Annotated in this window: 21 protein-coding genes; 7 read left to right on the top strand and 14 right to left on the bottom strand. The window is 37.9% G+C overall.

From position 1 onward, the window contains the following. The first annotated feature begins 12 nt into the window (after positions 1-12). A complete protein-coding gene (ansA, locus tag HII17_RS12470; protein WP_169075716.1) occupies positions 13-1,023 on the top strand; it encodes an asparaginase in 1,011 nt (336 codons plus the stop codon). Positions 1,024-1,074: 51 nt separating this feature from the next. Here the strand turns inward: ansA and HII17_RS12475 are convergent, their stop codons facing one another. The 12 genes from HII17_RS12475 to lrp all read right to left on the bottom strand — a co-directional run bounded on the left by HII17_RS12475 (position 1,075) and on the right by lrp (position 14,641). Beyond that, on the bottom strand, positions 1,075-3,885 hold the full coding sequence (locus HII17_RS12475) for a DUF349 domain-containing protein (RefSeq protein WP_169075717.1): 2,811 nt from the start codon (positions 3,883-3,885) through the stop codon (positions 1,075-1,077). Continuing rightward, positions 3,882-4,157 (bottom strand): YeaC family protein, encoded by a 276-nt coding sequence (locus tag HII17_RS12480; protein WP_169075718.1) that lies wholly within the window; start codon positions 4,155-4,157, stop codon positions 3,882-3,884. The genes HII17_RS12475 and HII17_RS12480 overlap by 4 nt, the downstream gene beginning before the upstream one ends. Before the next feature lies 1 nt (position 4,158). After that, a complete protein-coding gene (locus HII17_RS12485; RefSeq protein WP_169075719.1) occupies positions 4,159-4,488 on the bottom strand; it encodes a hypothetical protein in 330 nt (109 codons plus the stop codon). A 70-nt stretch (positions 4,489-4,558) separates the two neighbouring features. Beyond that, on the bottom strand, positions 4,559-6,043 hold the full coding sequence (locus HII17_RS12490) for an alanine/glycine:cation symporter family protein (RefSeq protein ID WP_169075720.1): 1,485 nt from the start codon (positions 6,041-6,043) through the stop codon (positions 4,559-4,561). Between the two features lie 25 nt (positions 6,044-6,068). Further along, a complete protein-coding gene (locus HII17_RS12495; protein ID WP_169075721.1) occupies positions 6,069-7,196 on the bottom strand; it encodes a M14 family metallopeptidase in 1,128 nt (375 codons plus the stop codon). A 65-nt stretch (positions 7,197-7,261) separates the two neighbouring features. Continuing rightward, positions 7,262-7,744 (bottom strand): TlpA family protein disulfide reductase, encoded by a 483-nt coding sequence (locus HII17_RS12500; RefSeq protein WP_235938766.1) that lies wholly within the window; start codon positions 7,742-7,744, stop codon positions 7,262-7,264. Positions 7,745-7,849: 105 nt separating this feature from the next. Continuing rightward, positions 7,850-9,133: a serine--tRNA ligase gene (gene serS / locus HII17_RS12505; RefSeq protein ID WP_169075722.1), complete on the bottom strand. Its 1,284-nt coding sequence runs from the start codon at positions 9,131-9,133 to the stop codon at positions 7,850-7,852. 13 nt (positions 9,134-9,146) lie between these two features. After that, positions 9,147-9,542 (bottom strand): fluoride efflux transporter CrcB, encoded by a 396-nt coding sequence (crcB, locus tag HII17_RS12510; protein WP_169075723.1) that lies wholly within the window; start codon positions 9,540-9,542, stop codon positions 9,147-9,149. Further along, positions 9,523-10,878 (bottom strand): replication-associated recombination protein A, encoded by a 1,356-nt coding sequence (locus HII17_RS12515; RefSeq protein ID WP_169076119.1) that lies wholly within the window; start codon positions 10,876-10,878, stop codon positions 9,523-9,525. The genes crcB and HII17_RS12515 overlap by 20 nt, the downstream gene beginning before the upstream one ends. Beyond that, complete coding sequence (lolA, locus tag HII17_RS12520; RefSeq protein WP_169075724.1) at positions 10,865-11,521, bottom strand: outer membrane lipoprotein chaperone LolA; 657 nt, start codon at positions 11,519-11,521, stop codon at positions 10,865-10,867. The genes HII17_RS12515 and lolA overlap by 14 nt, the downstream gene beginning before the upstream one ends. Positions 11,522-11,539: 18 nt before the next feature. Continuing rightward, positions 11,540-14,086 (bottom strand): DNA translocase FtsK, encoded by a 2,547-nt coding sequence (locus HII17_RS12525; protein WP_268969155.1) that lies wholly within the window; start codon positions 14,084-14,086, stop codon positions 11,540-11,542. A gap of 72 nt (positions 14,087-14,158) precedes the next feature. Then, complete coding sequence (lrp, locus tag HII17_RS12530; RefSeq protein WP_169075725.1) at positions 14,159-14,641, bottom strand: leucine-responsive transcriptional regulator Lrp; 483 nt, start codon at positions 14,639-14,641, stop codon at positions 14,159-14,161. Positions 14,642-14,766: 125 nt separating this feature from the next. On the opposite strand from lrp, the gene ald reads away from it, so the two are divergent. The 5 genes from ald to infA all read left to right on the top strand — a co-directional run bounded on the left by ald (position 14,767) and on the right by infA (position 18,761). Continuing rightward, entirely contained in the window at positions 14,767-15,888 is a 1,122-nt protein-coding gene (gene ald, locus HII17_RS12535; RefSeq protein ID WP_169075726.1) for an alanine dehydrogenase, read from the top strand. 165 nt (positions 15,889-16,053) lie between these two features. After that, positions 16,054-17,001: a thioredoxin-disulfide reductase gene (gene trxB / locus HII17_RS12540; RefSeq protein WP_169075727.1), complete on the top strand. Its 948-nt coding sequence runs from the start codon at positions 16,054-16,056 to the stop codon at positions 16,999-17,001. Positions 17,002-17,023: 22 nt separating this feature from the next. Continuing rightward, the gene (gene aat, locus HII17_RS12545; RefSeq protein ID WP_169075728.1) at positions 17,024-17,731 is read left to right on the top strand and encodes a leucyl/phenylalanyl-tRNA--protein transferase; all 708 of its coding nucleotides are present in this window, start codon (positions 17,024-17,026) and stop codon (positions 17,729-17,731) included. A gap of 24 nt (positions 17,732-17,755) precedes the next feature. Next, entirely contained in the window at positions 17,756-18,463 is a 708-nt protein-coding gene (locus HII17_RS12550) for an arginyltransferase (RefSeq protein WP_235938768.1), read from the top strand. Between the two features lie 79 nt (positions 18,464-18,542). Further along, the gene (gene infA, locus HII17_RS12555) at positions 18,543-18,761 is read left to right on the top strand and encodes a translation initiation factor IF-1 (protein WP_093328826.1); all 219 of its coding nucleotides are present in this window, start codon (positions 18,543-18,545) and stop codon (positions 18,759-18,761) included. A gap of 89 nt (positions 18,762-18,850) precedes the next feature. On the opposite strand, the gene clpA is transcribed toward infA, so the two are convergent. Both clpA and clpS read right to left on the bottom strand, forming a co-directional pair. After that, entirely contained in the window at positions 18,851-21,106 is a 2,256-nt protein-coding gene (gene clpA / locus HII17_RS12560; RefSeq protein ID WP_169075729.1) for an ATP-dependent Clp protease ATP-binding subunit ClpA, read from the bottom strand. 32 nt (positions 21,107-21,138) lie between these two features. Beyond that, a complete protein-coding gene (gene clpS / locus HII17_RS12565; RefSeq protein WP_169075730.1) occupies positions 21,139-21,459 on the bottom strand; it encodes an ATP-dependent Clp protease adapter ClpS in 321 nt (106 codons plus the stop codon). Between the two features lie 215 nt (positions 21,460-21,674). Here clpS and cspD point away from each other — a divergent pair, with 215 nt between their 5' ends. Further along, positions 21,675-21,896: a cold shock domain-containing protein CspD gene (cspD, locus tag HII17_RS12570; RefSeq protein WP_169075731.1), complete on the top strand. Its 222-nt coding sequence runs from the start codon at positions 21,675-21,677 to the stop codon at positions 21,894-21,896. Positions 21,897-21,967: the final 71 nt, after the last annotated feature.

A 21,967-nucleotide genomic window follows, 5' to 3' on the forward strand; every position in this document is an offset into this window, starting at 1 on the left:
GTTAATCTATAAATGAAAAAGAAAATATATGTCGCGTATACTGGCGGCACTATCGGTATGAAGCAAAGTGAACACGGGTTTGTCCCCGTTAGAGGTCATTTAACTCAGGCAATAAATCAAACCCCAGATTTTCATCGACCAGAAATGCCTGAATTTGTGCTTAAAGAATATGAACCAATAATTGATTCATCTAATATGACCCCAGATGACTGGCAGCGTATCGCGCATGATATATATCAACATTATGATGATTTTGACGGCTTTGTAGTACTCCATGGTACCGATACTATGGCCTACACAGCTTCTGCTCTATCGTTTATGTTTGAAAACCTAAATAAGCCAGTTATTGTTACTGGATCTCAGATACCATTTAGTCAACTTCGCTCAGATGGCCAAGTTAACTTACTTAACTCGTTATATATTGCGGCTAATTTTCCGATAAATGAAGTTGGGTTGTTTTTTAACAACAAACTTTACCGTGGAAATCGTAGCCTTAAAGCATATGCTGATGGGTTTGATGCCTTTGATTCACCTAATTTACCACCTCTATTAGAAGCTGGAATAAATATAAAAATCAAAGCTGGTGAATTGAATAAACAGTCTACAGGTGATTTTGAACTTAACACTATTACTCCTCAACCCATCGGAGTCGTTCATTTGTATCCGGGCATCAGCCATGAGTTAATTAAAAATGTATTGCTACAGCCAGTTAAAGCACTAGTCATTAGAAGTTATGGTGTTGGCAACGCGCCTCAGGATGAGGAATTACTCAAGTTATTTAAGCAAGCTACTGAAAATGAAATTGTCGTAGTTAACTTAAGTCAGTGCATTAAGGGTAAAGTTAATATGCAAGGTTATGCTACTGGCGCTAGTTTAAGTAAATGCGGATTAATTAGTGGTGCTGATATGACATTAGAAGCAACGCTGACCAAGCTTCATTTTCTACTCAGTCAAAAATTGCCGTATTTAAAGCTATGTCAATTAATGCAGCAAGATCTGCGTGGCGAGTTAACATCTGATTAATTAAAAAACCGACTACTATGTCGGTTTTTTAATTTAAGAATAAATTCCAATTTATAGGAACACTTTCTTTATTCTATTAATTAACGGGATATCAAGTTCAGTCAAAGGACCTGCGGCTAACCATTGCCACAACTTTTCTTCGGTCGACATTAGCTGCCCAGATGTCATTTTCAATTGCATAATTTCAACCTGCAATGCCATTCTTTGTGCTTGCGCCTCTTTGGGAGAGTCAATACCGGCGATAATTTCTAGCTCTAAGGTTAGTTGTTCTCGATTCTCTTCCGAGTTATTACTTAATGTGTCGGTTAGTTTTTTAGCAAATACTTCTGTAAGTTCAGCGAACTGTGATGAATCAGCGACACTTTCCTTAGATAAAGCTCCCGTCGCTAATAAATCTACTATTTCAAATAGTCCAATCCAGCTAGCATGTATAGCTTGGGTTCTAATCGCCTTTACTTGCTCTGCACATTCGTCGATAAAGCTTTCTAATCCTGCTATTACCTCTTTGTTAACTAAACGGTCCGACTTTATGGCCTTTAACTTGGTATTTGCTTGTTTAATAGCATTAGCCAATGACTCCTGAGATTGCTGAATATTTTTTGTATCCTGCCTAAGCGACGTCAAAAATTCTGTGACCTCTTTTGTTTTCACATCACTTTCTTTTTTTCGCGAGTCTTGCAATTCAGTTCTACGTGAAAATACATTGTCATTAACTTTTCTAAATTCTCGCCATAATGCATTTTCTTTTTTAATGCCAGCATAACCAATAGTTTTCCATTGTTTTTGCAGCGATTTAACTTGCTCGACGGCATTGAATACGTCTTCTTCCAACAAACATTGTTCAGCATTTTTAATCAGTTTAGTTTTCAATGTCACATTGCTTTCATGGTATTGATTAAGTGCTTGCTTAATTGGCTTAGTTGTCGCGATAAACTGCTCATTAACCTTTTTATATTGGCTACGATCTACTTCACCTGCATTTCGCCATTGTTGTATTAATTTATTAAAAGCTCCTTCTAGCGCTTTATAATCGATCGGTTCTACAGTTAACGTTTTAGTTAACAGCGATGCTTCGTCTATAAGGGTATTTCGAGCGTTCAAATGGTTTTCACGAATCTTGTCTTGTTCCGCATAGAATTGTCGACATGGAGCAAAGGCAATTTCACAGGCCTGATTAAACTCATCATTTAATTTTTTATCGATCTCTTCATCGGCATGGCCTAAAGAATTCCAAGTCTTTCGATATTCCTTAACCTTATTCGCTTGTTTACTAGGGTTATCTAAAGGCGTTTCAGCTAAATGTTTAATTTCCGCCAGAAGCTGCTGTTTTCTCGGGGTGGCAATATAGTGTTCCCAATCACTAAGTTCAGCAATTTGTTCCGATAAATGCTCATAATCTCGCGTTATTTTTCTTTGGAATTCTGGTAAAAGGCTTTGATATAGTCCTTTAAACTTATTAAACACACCAAAAGCTGCATTATATTTTCCCGAAGCTAATAAGCGCTTTATATCTGCGGCCTTTCTTTTACATTGCGCAGTAAGTTTGTGTTGCTCTTGCTCTAAGGGTGTTAACGCACTTAACCACTTATCGCTAATTTCGTTAAAAGCACTAACAATAGATTCGGGTAAAACACCTTCAGCTAGTGTTAAATTTTCGTGCCACTCACTAAGCCAATGTTTAAAGAACTGTTGTTTGTCTGTCAATTCCGCTTGAACAAGCGGAGGGGTTTGTTGAGACATTTTAGAGATCAAATGAGTAGCATTAGTTACAGAATTTGCAATATCTTCGGCTTTTAGTAACTTATTTTTAAGACTTTGTGCTTTACTATTAAACCCTTGCTTCTCTTTATCGCTCAATGGCGATTGCATTACATCTGATTCAAATACTGATATTTGTTCGTTTAGCTGTGTTTGCTCAATCGTTTGATTTTCAAAAATGGCATTAGTTAACACCACATTTTGTTGTTCAATGAATGTTGAAAATGACTGTCTAGCAGATTCTTTGTGCTTTTCTACTTCTTCTGCTATTTTCTGCTGCTGATATTTTTCTTCTTTTGCAATAAATACTTTCGTTAGCGTTTCTTCAATTGAATTATGTTTCTCTGTGAATTCTTCAATTTTTTCAGTAGTCAGACAATCAAATTCTTTTTGCAGATTTTCCCACTCGCTATTAAGTGAACCTCTCTTTTCAATAATTACGTTATAGTCTAAGCACGAATCTTTAAGAGCGAGTAATTTTGATAATACTAACTGAGTGTCTTTAGTGATTGAAGCTGGCTTTTCTGCAGCAAGTTTTTCTGTTTCAACTTTTTCGTTAATTAGACGTACTATTACTGGTAACTTAGCTTTTTTTCTTAATTTTTCTAAAATCGAAATATCATCAGTTTTATTAACAATATGACGTTGAACTTGTTCATTATTTTTTTGGCTAAAAAGCGCAATAACTTGATGTGGTTTAGTTAAATTATCACACAAGGCAATAACAAGTTCAGGATCATTTGAACTTGCTAACACTTGTTCTGTCGCGCCTTTATTTAGTTTTGACAATATAGAGAGCTTTTCAGTAACCGATAAGGGAGATTTTTCAAGGCTCAAAGACTCAATTATTTTCTTTTCCGAAAGCTTTACTATTGATGCCGCGCGATCGTTTAAACCAATAGCAAGCCATTGATTGACATCATTTAAGCGAATTAAAGCTGCTCGCCTGACTAAGTCACTAATATCCTGTTTGGCTATTTGACAAATAATTTGTACATCTTGCTCATTGGAAAGACTTAATTCATTCTCGATACTGTTAACTCGAACACTTGCATCTTTATGTTGCCAGTTAGCTTTATTAGAAAATAACTTAGAAAAAATCATAGTTTAGAAAACCTAGCGATATTATTGGTTGATTCAAAGGAGTCTTTTAATTCTCGTTTGGTCTTATTAACAATTTCGCCGCCTTCGCCCACTGTTAACATTTCTGTAGATTTTAAAACACGGGACTGATAAGCCATAACAATCTGCATTGCAGTATCTCGCTGAGCTTGTTCAACGAGAGTACCTTCAGGCCAGCGACCTGTTTCTGCTGCACTTTTAAAACGTAAATACATGTCTTCTGTAAGATTGTCGACTACCTGTAAAATATCCATCTTATTTCAACTTTCTTTTGACTAAAATAATTCTAACGCGAGTAACAAGGTAAAGAACAAAACCAAGAATGGTACTGGTCATTGAGGCAATATACTCCCAGCTTCCTGGTTGTGCATTTTGCCAAAACAAATATAAAAAACCTCCGCAAAATAACAACATGGCAATAAAGGAATGATTCATTAAGTTTTGTTGTTGCTTAATCTTATTTTCCTTTTTAATTGATGCCATTTTGTCTCTATCTAGCCCTTGCAATTCAATATTACAATGCGTGCAAGATTTGGCTTTATCTGAAATTTTTTTATTACAAGCCGGACAATGAATAACAGCCATAAAGATTCCTAATAATATTTTGGAGCGGTATTTTACCCAAAAAAAACGCCCTTGCGGGCGTTTTATTTAATTATTTTTTAAGTTTATCTTGCCATAGATCAGCATTTTCTATTCCAAGACTTTTTGGATCGAATGTGTATTCCTCTACGCCTTCTTTTTGCTGTCTTTCATAATCTTTAAGCGCTTTAATCGCAGGTTTGGCCATAAAGAAGATGATTAAAATGCCAATGATATTTAACCACGCCATCAAACCAACACCGATATCCCCTAGAACCCATGCAGCACTTGGCTCGGCAACAGTGCCGTAAAATACAGCAGCCATAATACCGACTTTTAAAACAAATCGTAATGCTGGTTGTTTAAAGGTTCTATTAATATATGAAATATTGTTATCAGCGATAAAGAAATAAGCTAGTACAGTTGTAAATGCAAAGAAGAATAAAGCTAATGCAATAAACGGCTTACCAACACCCGGTAATACATAATCTACCGCTAATTGTGTAAAAGCTGGACCATTAATCTCTGTATTTAAAGCAACATTTTGGACAATTGCTGATGCTGCACCGTCGGGTACAACATTATATTGTTGCGTTATTAATATCATAAATGCCGTAGCAGAACATACAAATAACGTATCTATATAAACAGAGAATGCTTGAACAAGACCTTGTTGTGCAGGATGCTGTACTTCTGCAGCAGCTGCAGCGTGAGGTCCTGTACCTTGACCTGCTTCGTTAGAGTAAACGCCACGTTTAACACCCCAACCGATCGCCGCACCGACACCAGCCATTGGTGTAAAAGCGTCAGTGATGATCAAACCAAAAATGCTTGGTAGCATATCAAGGTTAAGTGCAATAATAGAACACGCAATAATGATATAAGCCAATGCCATAAATGGCACGACGACTTGGGTGAAGTTTGCGATACGTTTAACACCACCAAAGATAATAAAGCCTAAAATAAGTACCACGAAAAACGCAGCATAAACTTTCGTTAATGCGACTTCCCCTATAAATGTACTTACTCTACCACCTTCACCAAACACATTAACTAGTGAGTCACCAATACCATTTGATTGAACAACCGGTAATAGTGCGCCACACGCGACAATGGTTGCAATAGCAAAGATCCAAGCATACCATTTCTGTCCCATCGCTTTTTCAATGTAATAAGCTGGGCCACCGCGATATAAGCCGTCTTCTTCTTCTTTATAGATTTGCGCATTAGTTGATTCGATATATGCAGTAGCAGCACCAAAAAATGCTACAACCCACATCCAAAATACCGCACCAGGGCCACCAAAACCTATAGCAGCAGCTACACCCGCAATATTACCCGTACCAACACGTCCTGATAACGAAACGGCTAAAGCTTGGAATGATGATATCCCTTGCGCTGAGCTTTTACCTGACAGCAACAGACGCCACATTTCTCTAAAGTGTCTGACTTGTACAAATCGGGTAATAACGGAAAAAAACAAACCGGCGCCTAAACATAAATAAATTAATGCTGGGCTCCAAATGATATTGTTAATAGACTGAATTAGTTCTAACACTAAATGACTCCAATTATTGTTATTTTTATCGTAAATCTTCTACGACATGATGAATTGCCGTCAATACATCACGTCCAAATATTGCACTACGCTCACCGGACCAGCCTACACTGTAATCTGGTAAAAGTGCATTATCTTTGAATGGCATTTCGATGGTATAAGCTAAACATTTAAACGTTTCACCTACCCAGTTGCTACCAACAGTTAGGTTGGCTTGACCTGGTTCATCTTTATCGTAACCTTCGTCATCTTGAAACTCAGGTGTAATGGCTAAAAGCACCTCTTTAAAACTGTCTTCAAGTGCTTTATGACGCTCATCATATGAAGGACAACCCTCACACCCAGCGACAAAGTTATAAGGTAGCGCTTCATCGCCATGAATATCTAGGTGCATATCAACACCTGTCTCTTTCATTTTCTCGGTAACTAGAAACACTTCTGGACTATTTTCCATTGAAGGGCTTTGCCATTCACGATTCAAGTTAACACCTATAGCATTAGTTCTTAAATGTCCGCGAACGCTGCCATCAGGATTCATATTGGGCACCAAATAGAACACCGCTTTATTTAGCAACGAGCGTGCAATGCCATCGTCTTCATCAAGAAGTCTATCTATAAACCCTTCCATGAACCACTCAGCCATTGTTTCACCAGGATGCTGACGTGCAGTTAGCCAAACCGTTTTCTTTCCTTCACCTTCTTCACCGATTTTAAGCAAAGACATATCTCGGCCATCGAGTGTTTGCCCTAAAACTTGGAGCTCACAATCTATATCAAGCTGAGCTTGATGAATTAAATCTTGATGACGCTCATAACTGTACGGTTGGAAGTAGGCGAAGTAGACAGAGTCAAATTCGGGTAAATGTGAAATAGTAAGGTTTTGACCATCAAAAGTTGTAGGTACACGAAACCAATTTTCACGATCATACGATGCCACTGCTTGGTAATCTTGCCACCCTTCTACATAAGCAGACTGGCCAGCATTGGTGATTTTAATCGTATGTTCTACTCGTTCGTTATTATGTAATTTGAAGTGGAACCATTGATAAAAATCTGAACCATTATCTTTATTAATCTCTAACAAGATATTAGCAGGGTCTTTAGCTTCAATAACGTTAATGTTTCCGCTATCAAAGTTAGATGAGATTTGCATATCGTTATTCTTTTACTGGATTATGAAAGCATTAGTGTACACAAACGATAAAGGGATCAGAAGTGCTAAAGTGATCTTAAATACAAACCAAGCTCAGTCGAGTAACCTAAAGATTTACTAGTGATTAAGTTTTGTTCATTTATTACGTAGTAACTAGGATAACCTGTGATTTGAAACTCGTTTTTTAATGATTCTTTACCCAATGCGATTGGAAAGGTTAATTTATGCCTTGCAACAAATTTGTTTACTTCTTCCTTGTCTGTGAAATCCATGGCTATCGCGATGACATCTATGTTGCTATTTTTTTCAAATGTCGACTGTAGGTTACTAATACTCATATGGCATATTTGGCACCAAGGCGCAAAGAAATAGATGACTAGTGGTTTGCCTTGGGCAGAAATACTTTGAAACTCATTGTTTAATGTAGGTAATACTAAACCCTCATTTACTTGCGTATCGGTCGACAGCATACTCGTTTCTCGTAAAAACGACATTGCCTGAAAGATACAGAAAAATACAAAGATTTGAATGGATAAATTTTTAATCAAGTGGCTAACTTCTTACTGTTTTTTTGTATTAGACCTGTCGAAAATCGATTTAATTACAGATATAAAAAATCCGGCACACGGCCGGACTTTTCTTACTCATTAACACTATTTACCGATATGCGTTTGACCTTTCATATAAGGTTGTAAAACCTTTGGAATTTCAATACTACCATCAGCTTGTTGATAGTTTTCTAATATCGCTACTAAAGTACGACCTACTGCCAAACCCGAACCATTTAATGTATGAAGCAATTCTGGTTTGTTTGTTTCACTATTTCTAAAACGCGCTTGCATACGACGAGCTTGAAAGTCACCCATATTTGAACATGACGAGATTTCTCGGTAAGTATCTTGCGCAGGTAACCATACTTCAATATCGAACGTTTTAGTTGCACTAAAGCCAATATCGCCAGTACACAAAACTACCGTTCTAAACGGTAATTCTAACTTCTTTAGAATATTTTCGGCATGGCCTGTCAATTCTTCTAACGCATCAAACGAATCTTCAGGTTTTACTAATTGAACCATTTCAACTTTATCAAACTGATGTTGTCGAATCAGTCCACGTATATCTCGTCCTGAAGAACCTGCTTCACTTCTAAAACATGGTGTATGGGCAGCCATTTTAATTGGCAACTCTTTTTCGTCGACAATTTCATCACGAACTAAATTCGTTAATGGAACTTCCGCAGTAGGTATTAGTGAAAAAGTTTTAGATGATAAATCCGTATGAAATAAATCTTCGCCAAACTTAGGAAGTTGACCTGTACCATATAACGATTCATGATTAACTAAGTAAGGTACATACATTTCTTCATAACCATGCTCATCACTATGAACATCCAACATGAATTGTGCTAATGCTCGGTGTAACTTAGCAATTTGGCCGCGCATAACAACAAAGCGCGTACCCGCTAATTTTGCACCACTTTCAAAATCTAAGCCTTTATCGAGTGCAGTTGCTATATCTACGTGGTCTTTTACTTCAAAATCAAACGATTTAGGCTCGCCCCACTTGCGTATTTCAACGTTATCATCTTCACTATCACCAGCTGGCACTGATTCGTGAGTGATATTTGGTACCGCTGATGCGATATCATTAATTTCTTTTAATACGAGCTTTTCTTGCTCTTTTGCCGCTTCTAGGTCATTACCTAGTTGACTAACTTCAGCAAGTAATGGCTGGATATCTTCACCACGCGCTTTTGCCTGACCTATCGACTTGGAACGAGTATTACGTTGACTCTGCAATTCCTGTGTTTTTACTTGAATTGCCTTACGCTGCTCTTCAAGAGCTTTTAATTGCGCTATGTCTAAAGTAAAACCGCGCTTTGCTAACGCAGCAGCTGTTTGTTCGATATCTGATCTAAAAAGTTTTGCATCAAGCATTGTTTGTCACTTGTTATTGATTGGTCACTATGAACATTCCAAATGCAGCTGTACTTACGCACAACACAACATTTAACAGAACGTTCGCGATTGCTTTTATAATTTCACCTTGCTGAATTAACAACACGGTATCTAACGAGAAAGTTGAAAACGTTGTAAAGGCTCCTAAAAAGCCAATTCCTATTAGCGTTCTGGACAAAGCCACTTCAATTACGCCTTGTTCGATTAACCCGTATAATAATCCCATTATAAACGAGCCGGAAATATTAACGATCAATGTCGCAAAAGGGAATCCCTTTCCAAGCCAATTTAAGACTATTTGCGAAATAAAAAAGCGAAAACTGGCACCAAAGGCTCCACCAAGGGCTACCAACAGATAAATATGTAAATTATTTAAAGCGCTGGTCATAACTTTCCTGATTTAATTTATCCAAAAATTCTTGTTTTTCTTTTAGCTGTTTTTCCAAACCTCGATCACTTGGCGAATATAATCGGGTATTAGCAATAGGTTCAGGTAAATAACTTTCCCCTGCTGCAAAAGCATAAGGCTCATTATGTGCATAACGATATTCTTGGCCGAACCCTAATTGTTTGGTTATTTCACTGGTGGAATTTTTCAGGTGTAAAGGTACATCAAGTTCACTAGTTTGTTTTGCAAGCGCTTTAGCTTGGTTGAAAGCTTGATAAACCGCATTGCTTTTAGGCGCCAACGCACAATACACTGCGGCTTGGGCTATCGCCCTTTCGCCTTCTGCCGGACCAACTCGTTGAAAAGTATCCCAAGCACTAATTGCAAGTGATAACGCTCTGGGGTCTGCATTGCCAATATCTTCACTTGCGATCGCCAACAACCTACGTGCTACGTACAAAGGGTCTCCACCACCAGTAATTATGCGGGCATACCAATAAAGTGCTGCATCGGGGTCAGAACCTCGCACTGATTTATGAAATGCACTAATTAAATCATAAAATGCGTCGCCACCTTTGTCATACAGTGCAATTTTACTACCCGCTACTGATAACACTTGCTGTTCTGATATTTCGGCTTCGTGATAATGAGGTGCGCAGTTTTCAATTAAATTAAGTAACCGCCTAGCATCTCCACTAGCAACAGTTAATAAACTTTTTTTCGCCGCTTTAGAGAAAACAATGTTGTTCTTTGTGTCTTTCAGCCTTTGGTCATTTAAAACATCTAAAGCATTTTCAATAACTTTTGACAAATCTGACTCAGAAAGTTTATTTAGTACATAAACTCTTGCTCTTGATAATAATGCTCTATTCAATTCAAACGCTGGGTTTTCCGTAGTAGCACCGATAAATATGATTGTGCCATCTTCTATATGTGGTAAAAATGCATCCTGTTGACTTTTATTGAACCTGTGGACTTCATCGACAAATAACACGGTTTGTTTTTGTTGATGAATTAACCGTTCTTTAGCTTGTTCAATGGCTACACGAATCTCTTTTATGCCATCGGTAACTGCAGAGATTCTCGCTATTTCAGCATTTGAGTGGTTGGCAATCAGTTCTGCTAATGTAGTTTTTCCTGTACCTGGCGGCCCCCAAAAGACCATAGAATGACATTGGTTATTCTCTATTGCGATTCTCAGTGGTAATCCATCACCCAGAATATGTTGCTGGCCGACATATTCACTTAGTGTTTTAGGTCGAAGTCTTGCCGCTAAAGGCATAAAGGCTTCAGGTTGTTGGAATGATAAATCTAATGAACCATTAGCGTTGGTCATCAAGCATTACGCCTTCAGGAACAGTAAAAGTAAATAAGTCTGCTTTAGTGTTTGCATTCAACTTAACTTCAGCCAAAGTAAAATGACTTTTTTGGCCTGTAGCATCGACGATTGAGAAGCTCGATAAAGCGTTTTGTTTAAACACTAGGTTTAACTGCTTAACTTGCGCTTCAGCGTCTACCGCAACAACATTAAAACTAGATTTTTCAACTTTAAACACCTGATATTGTTGCCATAATGATTCTTCATTACTGGTTAACAATAAGATAGGTGTATTCGCAATACTTGTAGCTAAAGGATAAGCACTAACTTGTTCAATAAAAGGGTCAAAGAGCCAGAGTGTCTCACCATCTGAAATTATCGTTGACTCTTCTGGTAATTCGGTTTGCCAATGTAATAAATTGGGTTTTGCCAAGGTAAAAAAACCACTACCTTCTTGCAGCAACTCACCTTCTACATCGACGATATTTTGAGAAAAGTTAGCCGACAGGTTATTTACTTTAGCTAAAATAGCTCTTAATTCCGTTTTAGCCGTTAGTTGCTGCTTTGTGACAGCTTGCTTATCATCAAGGCTAGAGGCGATAGTGTTTAAGGCGACCGAACTTGTTAAAACCATTGATGTTACGAGTAATACTTTAAGCATAAATTTTAAAACTCTTAATTATTCTTTTACAGGAGGCGGTGCAAGTACTTCTCGAGCACCATTGTGACCTGGTGATGAAACCGCTCCTTGCATTTCCATATCTTCGACAATTCTAGCTGCTCGATTATAGCCAATTCTAAACTTACGCTGCACACTAGAGATAGAGACGCGACGTGATTCTGTGACAAATGTCAGGGCTTCATCGTATAACGGGTCAAGTTCAGCATCTTCCATCGCTTCGGCTTGTTCACCTGGTAATAATATTTCTTGCTCTGAATCGCCAGATTTTATTTCTTCTATGTATTCTGGTTCACCACGTGATTTCCAATCATTAACTACAGCATGTACCTCGTCGTCGTTAACAAAGGCACCATGTACTCGCATAGGAACCGCTTCTCCTGGAGGTAGGTAAAACATATCTCCCATACCCAACAATTGTTCTGCACCTTGTTGGTCTAGAATAATACGAGACTCAATACGAGACTGCACTCGTAATGCCATTCTCGTTGGGATATTAGCTTTAATTAACCCGGTAATGACATCTGCGGAAGGTCGTTGAGTAGCCAATATTAAATGTATACCTGCAGCCCGTGCTTTCTGAGCAATACGAGCGATTAATTCTTCAACTTTTTTGCCTACAATCATCATCATATCGGCAAATTCATCAACCACTATGACAATAGAAGGTAGTTTTTCTAATGTTGGTGGAGTTTGACTAAACGCATCAGTTGGTTGCCATAGCGGATCAATTAGTGGCTCTCCCGCTTCAATTGCACCGTTTACCTTTTCATTAAAACCTTTTAAATTTCTGACCCCTAATTTGGACATTAATTGGTAGCGGCGTTCCATTTCTCCAACGCACCAACGAAGCGAATTAGCGGCTTCTTTCATATCGGTAACTACTTCGGTTAACAAGTGCGGGATGCCATCATAAACTGATAATTCAACTTGCTTAGGATCGATCATAATCATGCGCACTTCTTCCGGAGAAGATTTATATAAAATACTTACGATCATGGTATTAACAGCAACTGATTTACCAGAGCCTGTTGTACCAGCTACAAGTAAATGAGGCATTTTCGCCAAATCTGCCACTACAGGCTGGCCTGAAATATCACTACCGATAGCCATAGCCAAATTAGACTTGGACTGGTCAAATGCTCGACAACCGATGACTTCTGAGAAAAATACCGTTTCACGATGTTTATTCGGTAGCTCTATACCGATAACAGACTTTCCTTCGATTACCTCAACTACACGGACACTTTTAGCTGACAATGAACGGGCTATGTCTTTTGATAAGTTTGTAATTTTGCTTACCTTAACACCTGGTGCAAGATCTAGTTCAAATCGGGTGATAACTGGCCCAGGAAAAACATCAACCACGTCAGCTTTTATGCCGAATTCGCTTAGTTTTGCTTCAACGAGTCGTGAAACTTTATCAAGCTGTTCTTGGTCTATTGGGTTTCTTTGTTTATCCGACCTATCGAGTAAATCTAATGACGGCATCGAAGTATAGTCGGGAGACTCAGCTTCATTTTCTGCTAACTGTTGATATATTTTGTCATGTAGCGTACTTGGCTCTTCGGCTACTTCAATTTTCTCCACTGGTTCAAATGCTGCCTCAATTTCTGCTTCACTAACATTTTCTTGAACATTAACTGCCAATGGTCCACTCATTAATTCATCTATTTCAATAAAAGGCTCTATACGATCTTCTAAAGGTTCGTTATTTTCAATATGAATAGGAGCAACATCGTCGCTTTGTTGGGGGTCAAGCTGAGTATTTTCAAAAACTTCTTTTACTGGCTCAGGAGTCTCTTCAAATGTGTTATCTGAAAGTTGTGCATCATTGAATAAAGGATCGAACTCCGTGTGCTTTTCGCCAGTTTCATTAGCCTGTTCTGGTGTAACAAGTTTTGACTGAAGTGGCTTTTCTTTGGGGGCACTTGCAAATTTTTCTTGGAGTAACTTCGGTAAATTTACTAAATATACAGCACCTGCAATGCTGTACTTACCAATATTATCGATAATGTTTAACCACGAAATGCCAGTTAAGAATACAAAACCAGTACAAGCGAATAGTAAAAATAACAGAGTAGAGCCAACAAAAGATAAATAAGGTATAAATGCGCCGCTTAATATATCGCCTAATATTCCGCCAGCCGAAAAATAAAAAATATCGTCAAAATTCATACTGGCTAATGAAGTCACACCAATATAGAACATAAAAAATCCAATAAGCTTTAAGCCTAAGGTCAAATAATCTAACTGCATTAAACGATAAAAACGCTGGAAGAGTAACCACCCTATTAACGCAATAACAAAAGGTAAGCTATAAGCGATGGCACCGAACAGATTAAGCAATAAATCTGAGATATACGCCCCAACAGAGCCACCTAAATTACGAATTGGCGTCTGATAACCGGTTTGAGACCAACCTGGATCAGCTGGATCGAAGGTGAACAATGCCAACATTAGATACATGGCAATAACAGTACAGAATAAAAGACCAGCCTCTAAAAGGCGTTGTGCACCACTTAATTTTTCACGAGATGAAGACAATTACGTACCACTTGAAAATATTGTTGTTTTAATAAAGCTAAAATATCAAAAATTAGCCTAGGATAAAATGGTTTAACGCTTAATTGGCAATACATTAGACGATTTTACTTCTTCCATCACTACATATGTACGACTTTCGCTCACCGCAGGTAACCTAAGTAAGGTATCACCTAATAGCTCTCGATATGCTGCCATGTCCTTAACTCGAGTTTTCAGTAAGAAGTCAAAATCACCTGAGACCAAATGACATTCTTGTATAACATCAAGGCCTTGTACTGCTTTTGAAAATTCATCGAAAACGTCGGGACTGGTCTTCTCTAGCGTGATTTCGACGATTACTAGTAATGCAGCATCAAGCTTAACTGGATCCAATACTGCACAATAGCCAACTATGTAACCATCATTTTCTAGCCTTTTCACTCGTTCCAAGCAAGGTGTTGGACTTAAACCTACTCTTTTTGACAATTCTACGTTAGAAAGTCGGCCATTTTTTTGAAGTTCGACTAAAATATTACGATCGATTCTATCTAGCTTCTTATTTGATTGTTGCGCCATTTATGTTTAACCATAAAAAATACTTTATGAAGTATTATATGCTAGAAACAAACAAATAACAGCAGGATGTTCTATATAAATAACATTATACTAGTCATCAATTTCAATCCAGAGAGTGTAAACATATGATTATCGGTGTACCTAAGGAAATTAAAAACCACGAATATCGTGTTGGTATGGTGCCAGCAAGTGTACGTGAACTTATAAACCACGGTCACAGCGTTATTGTAGAAACAAATGCTGGTAGTGGTATCGGTTTTACTGATCAAGACTACATTGATGCAGGAGCATCTATATTATCTGCTGCTGAAGAAATTTTTGCTAAAGCAGAAATGATTGTAAAAGTGAAAGAGCCTCAAGCTGTTGAGCGCGCAATGTTACGTGACGGACAAATTCTTTTCACTTATTTACATTTAGCACCTGATTTACCACAAACTGAAGATCTTATTAAAAGTAATGCGATCTGTATTGCTTACGAAACGGTTACAGATGACCATGGCGGTTTACCATTATTAGCCCCAATGTCTGAAGTTGCAGGCCGTATGTCTATTCAAGCCGGAGCTCAAGCACTAGAGAAATCTAATGCTGGCCGTGGCATGTTATTAGGTGGTGTACCGGGTGTTGAACCAGCAAAAGTTGTTGTAATTGGTGGTGGCATGGTTGGCGCTAATGCAACAAAAATGGCAGTAGGTATGGGCGCAGATGTTGTAGTGTTAGATCGCAATGTAAATGTACTACGTAAGTTAGACGACCAATTTGGCAATCGTATTAAAGCTGTTTACTCTACTGCTGACGCACTAGAAAAACATGTATTAGATGCTGATTTGGTTATTGGTGGTGTACTTATTCCAGGTGCTGCAGCGCCTAAATTAGTTACCAAAGAACATATCGCTAGTATGAAGCCAGGTTCAGCAATCGTCGATGTTGCAATTGACCAAGGCGGCTGTATCGAAACGTCAACACCAACAACTCATGCTGAACCAACATTTATTGTTGATGATGTTGTTCATTACTGTGTTGCAAACATGCCAGGAGCTGTGCCTCGTACTTCTACCTTTGCATTAAACAACGCAACATTGCCTTACATTATCCAATTAGCAAACAAGGGTTACCAAAAAGCGCTATTAGACGATAAGCATTTATTAAATGGCTTGAACGTTATCGCTGGTCAAGTAACAGTAAAAGAAGTTGCTGATAACTTAGGTTTTGAATATGTAGAACCAGGAGTTGCGCTACTAAACGCGTAATCCCGATGAGTTAAATTTACTGGTTATTATTTAGCTAGTGTAAAAAAAAGAGCGCACTTTTATAAGTAGCGCTCTTTTTTATTAACGAAAAGTTATTTTACCCACTTGATATAATTCCTTAGAATCCCAATCAATTAAACATCTTAATAATTTATTGGAGTTCCTATGAGCGACGCAAGACATTGCCCTCTTCTAATTTTAGGCTCAGGCCCAGCGGGTTACACAGCAGCAGTATATGCGGCGCGCGCCAACTTAAACCCAGTGATGATCACAGGTATACAACAAGGTGGTCAATTAACTACTACGACTGAAGTAGAAAACTGGCCAGGTGATGCTGATGATCTAACTGGCCCAGACTTAATGGTTCGTATGCAAAAGCATGCTGAAAAATTTGATACTGAAATCATTTTTGATCACATTGAAGAAGTTGACCTTGAGTCTCGTCCTTTTAAACTAAAAGGAAATGAAGAATATACCTGTGACGCATTAATTATTTGTACAGGTGCTTCAGCACAATACCTTGGTTTACCATCGGAAGAAGCGTTCATGGGTAAAGGTGTATCAGCTTGTGCGACTTGTGACGGTTTTTTCTACCGCAATCAAAAAGTCGCAGTTGTTGGTGGTGGTAATACCGCCGTTGAAGAAGCGCTTTACCTTTCTAATATTGCTTCTGAAGTACATCTAATTCACCGTCGTGATACATTCCGCTCTGAGAAAATTTTAACTCAGCGCCTTATGGACAAAGTAAAAAATGGCAACATCACTCTGCATTTAGATCGTACGTTAGACGAAGTATTAGGTGACGACATGGGCGTTACAGGCGTGCGTGTTAAAGATACAAAATCTGAAGCGACTGAAGACATTGATGTAGCTGGTTGCTTTATCGCAATTGGCCACAAACCAAACACTGACATCTTTAAAGGTCAATTGGACATGAAAGATGGTTACTTAACTATTAATAGTGGTACAAATGGTAACGCTACTCAAACAAGCGTTGAAGGCGTATATGCCGCAGGCGATGTAGCTGATCATATATACCGCCAAGCTATCACTTCTGCAGGCGCTGGTTGTATGGCAGCACTTGATGCCGAACGTTACTTAGACGCAAAATAGTCAACATTAGACTGACGTTTTTATGAGCCAAACTATCACATTTTTAACCCCTGATAGTTTGGCATTTCCTTCAATAAACTATGCATTAGCTGAACCAAATGGTTTATTAGCTATTGGTGGCGATCTTACCTCTGAGCGCCTAATCACTGCGTACAGCAATGGGATATTTCCCTGGTATGGTGAAGATGAACCTATTATGTGGTGGTCTCCTCACCCTAGGGCTATTATAGATACCAGTGAAATTCGTATAAATAGAACTTTACGCAAAGTCATCAATCGACAACAGTTTAAAGTCACTATTAATCAAGCTTTCGAACAAGTAATTGCTCTCTGTGCAGATGCCCCCTTTAGAAATGAAGATACATGGATTGTGTCAGACATGGTCAATGCCTATAACGCGCTTCATAAAAAGGGTTACGCTCATTCTTGTGAAGTATGGGAAGATGAAAAGCTCGTAGGTGGACTATATGGCGTAGCGATAAATGGCTATTTTAGTGGTGAATCTATGTTTTATTCATCACCAAATGCATCAAAGGTTGCGTTAGCCTTATTTGTACAGTTATTAAGACAACAGGGAGTGACATTTATTGATTGTCAAATAACCAACCCTTTTTTGGAAAGCATGGGTTGTAAAGAAATTTCTCGTGATTTATTTAGTCAAATAAGAGAACAAATGAAAACAATCGCATTACCCCAACACTTTTGGGCAACAAGACAAATAAGCGACTAAAATTATACTAGGTGGTATTACGTAATGATGTATGATTTTCGCTTAGGTATAAGCTCAGAATTTCCTTGCAACTATATAGAAGGTGAACAAGAGCGCTTACTTATTGTCATTGATGAACTAATTAAACAACCTTCCAAATATGAATTTCTGATGCACCAAGGCTTTCGCCGCAGCGGAGAACAAGTCTATAGACCACACTGCAGTCAATGTACGGCATGCCAATCTTTAAAAGTTATGGTGGGTAAATTTGAACCGAGTAAAAGTCAAAAACGAAACCTAAAAAAAAATAGTACGTTAATCATTAAATATTCGACAGAAGCTAAGCATGAGTATTATCAACTATTTGAGCAATACATAAATACTCTACACGCTGATGGCGCGATGTTTCCAGCCTCTAAAGAACAATTCAATAACTTTCTTTTTACGCGAATTTGCGATCAAGTATTTATAGAAATATATAACGAAGATAAGTTAATTAGTGTCGCAGTAACAGATGACATACCTAATGCCCTTTCTGCGGTTTATACTTTCTATCATCCAGATTATCGTGCTAATGGCATTGGCGTTTTCTCTATACTAAAACAAATAGAATACGCACAGACCTTAAATAAAGAATTTTTATATCTTGGTTATCAGATAGATGATTGCCAAAAAATGAATTACAAAAGTAAATTCCTTCCACATCAACGCTTAGATGGCAATCAATGGCAAATCATAAATAAATCCCTCTGATTACTTTACTTTGGCTGGATAATTGGGCATGATCTGCGCAGCTTTATATTCATGCACAAATTTAGAGGTTTTACGCCCAATGGCGAAAGAAGAAAATATCGAAATGCAAGGTACTGTGTTAGAAACACTACCTAATACTATGTTCCGCGTTGAGTTAGAAAACGGTCATGTTGTTACCGCTCATATCTCTGGAAAAATGCGTAAAAACTACATTCGTATTTTGACTGGTGATAAAGTAACTGTCGAATTAACGCCGTATGACTTATCGAAAGGTCGCATTATTTTCCGCGCCAGATAAAGCTAAGCATTAAACAAAAAAAGCCCTGAATTATCAGGGCTTTTTTATTTTCGTTTGTTTAGTCACTGCTAAACCAGTAGAGCACTGGGTTAGTGCTCTACCAGTTCTTTTTTGCTTTCGGTTTTAATAACAAGTTCGTCTTTTTTAACCGTTACCTTAACAACTCCACCACTGACCAATTCACCAAACAGTAATTCATTAGCTAACGGCTTTTTCAATTGTTCTTGAATTAGTCTAGACATAGGTCTAGCGCCCATTGTTTTGTCATAGCCTTTTTCCGCTAACCATGATTTAGCACTAGAGGTTAACTCTAAAGAAACGCCCTTTTCATCAAGCAAGGCTTGCAGCTCAACAATGAACTTATCAATAACTTGATAAATAACATCAGTGTCTAGATGATTAAACCATACAATATTGTCTAATCTATTTCTAAACTCTGGCGTAAACACACGGTTTATTTCATCCATAGCATCTAGACTATGATCTTGTTGCTTGAAGCCAATTGATGTTCTTGTTGTTTCTGTAACACCAGCATTAGTGGTCAGCACTAAAATAACATTTCTAAAGTCAGCTTTACGACCATTATTGTCTGTTAAGGTGCCATGGTCCATTACCTGTAGCAATATGTTATAAACATCCTCGTGCGCTTTTTCTATTTCATCTAGCAACACTACGGCATGTGGATGTTTAATTACGGCATCAGTAAGTAAACCTCCTTGTTCATACCCAACATATCCCGGAGGTGCACCAATCAACCTACTAACTGCGTGTTTTTCCATGTATTCCGACATGTCATAGCGTAGTAATTCAACGCCCATTATTTTAGCAAGCTGTTGTGTAACTTCTGTTTTACCAACACCAGTTGGGCCTGCAAATAAAAATGAACCAATAGGCTTAGTTTCATTACTTAAGCCAGCTCTTGATAATCTAATTACCGACGAAAGTTCTTCTATGGCTTTATCTTGACCAAAAACTACTAATTTAAGATTTCTATCTAGATTTTTTAAACTGTCTTTTTCCGAGCTAGATACTGATTTTTCTGGGATACGTGCCATTTTAGCAACGATGGTTTCTATATCAGTATTGTTTATGACTTTCTTACGTTTTGATGGCGCAACTAACTGTTGTTTAGCACCTGCTTCATCAATAATATCTATTGCTTTATCAGGAAGAAAACGCTCATTTATGTACTTATCCGCCAAATGAGCTGCGGCCTTAAGCGCTTTATTAGTGTATCTAATACCATGATGACTTTCGTACTTCTCTTTTAAGCCTTGCAAAATCTTAGTTGTATCATCGACACTAGGTTCAGCGATATCAATTTTCTGGAAACGACGAGCAAGTGCCCTATCTTTTTCAAAAATACTTTGATATTCCTGATAAGTAGTAGAGCCAATACAACGTAATTTACCAGAAGACAACAGTGGTTTAATTAAGTTAGACGCGTCCATCATACCGCCAGATGCAGCTCCAGCGCCTATAATAGTATGTATTTCATCAATGAATAATACGGCGTTTTCTTCATTTTCTAACTCTTTAAGCAATGATTTAAAACGTTTTTCAAAATCGCCTCGATACTTAGTACCGGCAAGTAAAGCGCCCATATCTAACGAATAAATAGTTCCATCAGTTAAAAACTCTGGGACCTTCTCGCTAACAATAAGAGATGCTAAGCCCTCTGCAATTGCAGTTTTACCTACTCCTGCCTCACCAACAAATAACGGATTATTTTTACGACGACGACTTAATACTTGAAGTGTTCTTTCTAATTCATCATCTCGGCCGATAAGCGGATCGATATTGCCCTTTTTTGCCTCTTCATTAAGATTTACGGCAAAACTTTCTACCACTCGTGGTTCTTCGTCCGGCTGTTGTTCTATTTCTTCCTGAGGGATAGCATCGCCACTTTCCAGTTTCGAAATGCCATGAGATATAAAGTTAACAATATCTAAACGTGTAATTTCTGATTTCTTTAAAATGTAAGCCGCTTGTGATTCTTGTTCACTAAATATAGCGACGAGTACATTAGAGCCATTAACTTCACTTTTGCCCGATGACTGTACATGAAACACAGCACGTTGCAGTACTCGCTGAAAACCCAATGTGGGCTGTGTCTCTCTATCTTCTTCACCTTCAGGGATGACAGGTGTTGTTTCAGCAATAAAATCAACTAAGCTTTTTCTAAGCTTAGACATATCAGCTCCACATGCTTTAAGCGCATCTAACGCCGAAGGATTATCTAGTAGCGCTAATAATAGGTGTTCTACCGTCATAAATTCATGACGAGATTCCTTAGCCTGACGGAAAGCTAAGTTTAACGAAATTTCTAAATCTTTATTCAGCATAGGTTACTCCAGCTCGTAAAAACCTTGCACATTTACGCTTTCTCCATCGAACATTGCAGAGGATGTTGATGTTCTGTAGCGAATCTGATTACCTGATCAACTTTTGTCTCTGCAATTTCTGCAGAAAATGTGCCACATCTGGCCTTTCCTTTATAGTGAATGGTTAACATTATCTCAGTAGCTTTCTCTGAGTCCATATTAAAAAACCTACGCAAAACTTCAACAACAAAATCCATTGGTGTGTAGTCATCATTTATTAACATTACATGATATCTGGGTGGTTCTTCTATACGCTCCTCGAGCAAATCTTCAGTATCATGTTGAGTTTCTGTTAATTCTTTCCAGTTGCTCATAAATTTATATTAGTCTCTAGCGCTTAATTTTGCTGAATCTTTTTATAAAAAAAGATTGTATTAAAAAAATGTAAAAAATAGTGTAAATCACTTGACTATTTTTTAACTTAATCTACGATTTACAGGTGACTATTTTTTAGTCGCCGCACTCATGTGCGATATTTAATGGGAAGCATACCTAAATTATACCGCATGATATAGAAGGAAGTAGAAGTATGGCTCACGGTACAGTTAAATGGTTTAATAATGCAAAAGGGTTTGGTTTTATTCGCCCTGATGATGGTGGAGAAGACATTTTCGCTCACTACTCTACTATTCAAATGGAAGGATACCGCACTCTGAAAGCTGGTCAAGATGTTAATTACGAGCTTAATGAGGGACCAAAGGGTCATCATGCTGCGAGTATAGTGCCTATTGAAGGTGAACTCGAAAATTAATTTTATAAATTAACTAGCCTAAAAAAACACAGCAATTGCTGTGTTTTTTATATTTTGTCAAACGAATATCT

The sequence above is a fragment of the Thalassotalea algicola genome (assembly GCF_012932965.1).
Lineage (GTDB): Bacteria > Pseudomonadota > Gammaproteobacteria > Enterobacterales > Alteromonadaceae > Thalassotalea_F > Thalassotalea_F algicola.

What these genes read in the sequence shown, in the direction of transcription:
- ansA (WP_169075716.1), top strand. Translation starts at nt 13, where the DNA reads ATGAAAAAGAAAATATATGTCGCGTATACTGGCGGCACTATCGGTATG.
- HII17_RS12475 (WP_169075717.1), bottom strand. Translation starts at nt 3,885, where the DNA reads ATGATTTTTTCTAAGTTATTTTCTAATAAAGCTAACTGGCAACATAAA.
- HII17_RS12480 (WP_169075718.1), bottom strand. Translation starts at nt 4,157, where the DNA reads ATGGATATTTTACAGGTAGTCGACAATCTTACAGAAGACATGTATTTA.
- HII17_RS12485 (WP_169075719.1), bottom strand. Translation starts at nt 4,488, where the DNA reads ATGGCTGTTATTCATTGTCCGGCTTGTAATAAAAAAATTTCAGATAAA.
- HII17_RS12495 (WP_169075721.1), bottom strand. Translation starts at nt 7,196, where the DNA reads ATGCAAATCTCATCTAACTTTGATAGCGGAAACATTAACGTTATTGAA.
- serS (WP_169075722.1), bottom strand. Translation starts at nt 9,133, where the DNA reads ATGCTTGATGCAAAACTTTTTAGATCAGATATCGAACAAACAGCTGCT.
- crcB (WP_169075723.1), bottom strand. Translation starts at nt 9,542, where the DNA reads ATGACCAGCGCTTTAAATAATTTACATATTTATCTGTTGGTAGCCCTT.
- HII17_RS12515 (WP_169076119.1), bottom strand. Translation starts at nt 10,878, where the DNA reads ATGACCAACGCTAATGGTTCATTAGATTTATCATTCCAACAACCTGAA.
- lolA (WP_169075724.1), bottom strand. Translation starts at nt 11,521, where the DNA reads ATGCTTAAAGTATTACTCGTAACATCAATGGTTTTAACAAGTTCGGTC.
- lrp (WP_169075725.1), bottom strand. Translation starts at nt 14,641, where the DNA reads ATGGCGCAACAATCAAATAAGAAGCTAGATAGAATCGATCGTAATATT.
- ald (WP_169075726.1), top strand. Translation starts at nt 14,767, where the DNA reads ATGATTATCGGTGTACCTAAGGAAATTAAAAACCACGAATATCGTGTT.
- trxB (WP_169075727.1), top strand. Translation starts at nt 16,054, where the DNA reads ATGAGCGACGCAAGACATTGCCCTCTTCTAATTTTAGGCTCAGGCCCA.
- aat (WP_169075728.1), top strand. Translation starts at nt 17,024, where the DNA reads ATGAGCCAAACTATCACATTTTTAACCCCTGATAGTTTGGCATTTCCT.
- HII17_RS12550 (WP_235938768.1), top strand. Translation starts at nt 17,756, where the DNA reads ATGATGTATGATTTTCGCTTAGGTATAAGCTCAGAATTTCCTTGCAAC.
- infA (WP_093328826.1), top strand. Translation starts at nt 18,543, where the DNA reads ATGGCGAAAGAAGAAAATATCGAAATGCAAGGTACTGTGTTAGAAACA.
- clpA (WP_169075729.1), bottom strand. Translation starts at nt 21,106, where the DNA reads ATGCTGAATAAAGATTTAGAAATTTCGTTAAACTTAGCTTTCCGTCAG.
- clpS (WP_169075730.1), bottom strand. Translation starts at nt 21,459, where the DNA reads ATGAGCAACTGGAAAGAATTAACAGAAACTCAACATGATACTGAAGAT.
- cspD (WP_169075731.1), top strand. Translation starts at nt 21,675, where the DNA reads ATGGCTCACGGTACAGTTAAATGGTTTAATAATGCAAAAGGGTTTGGT.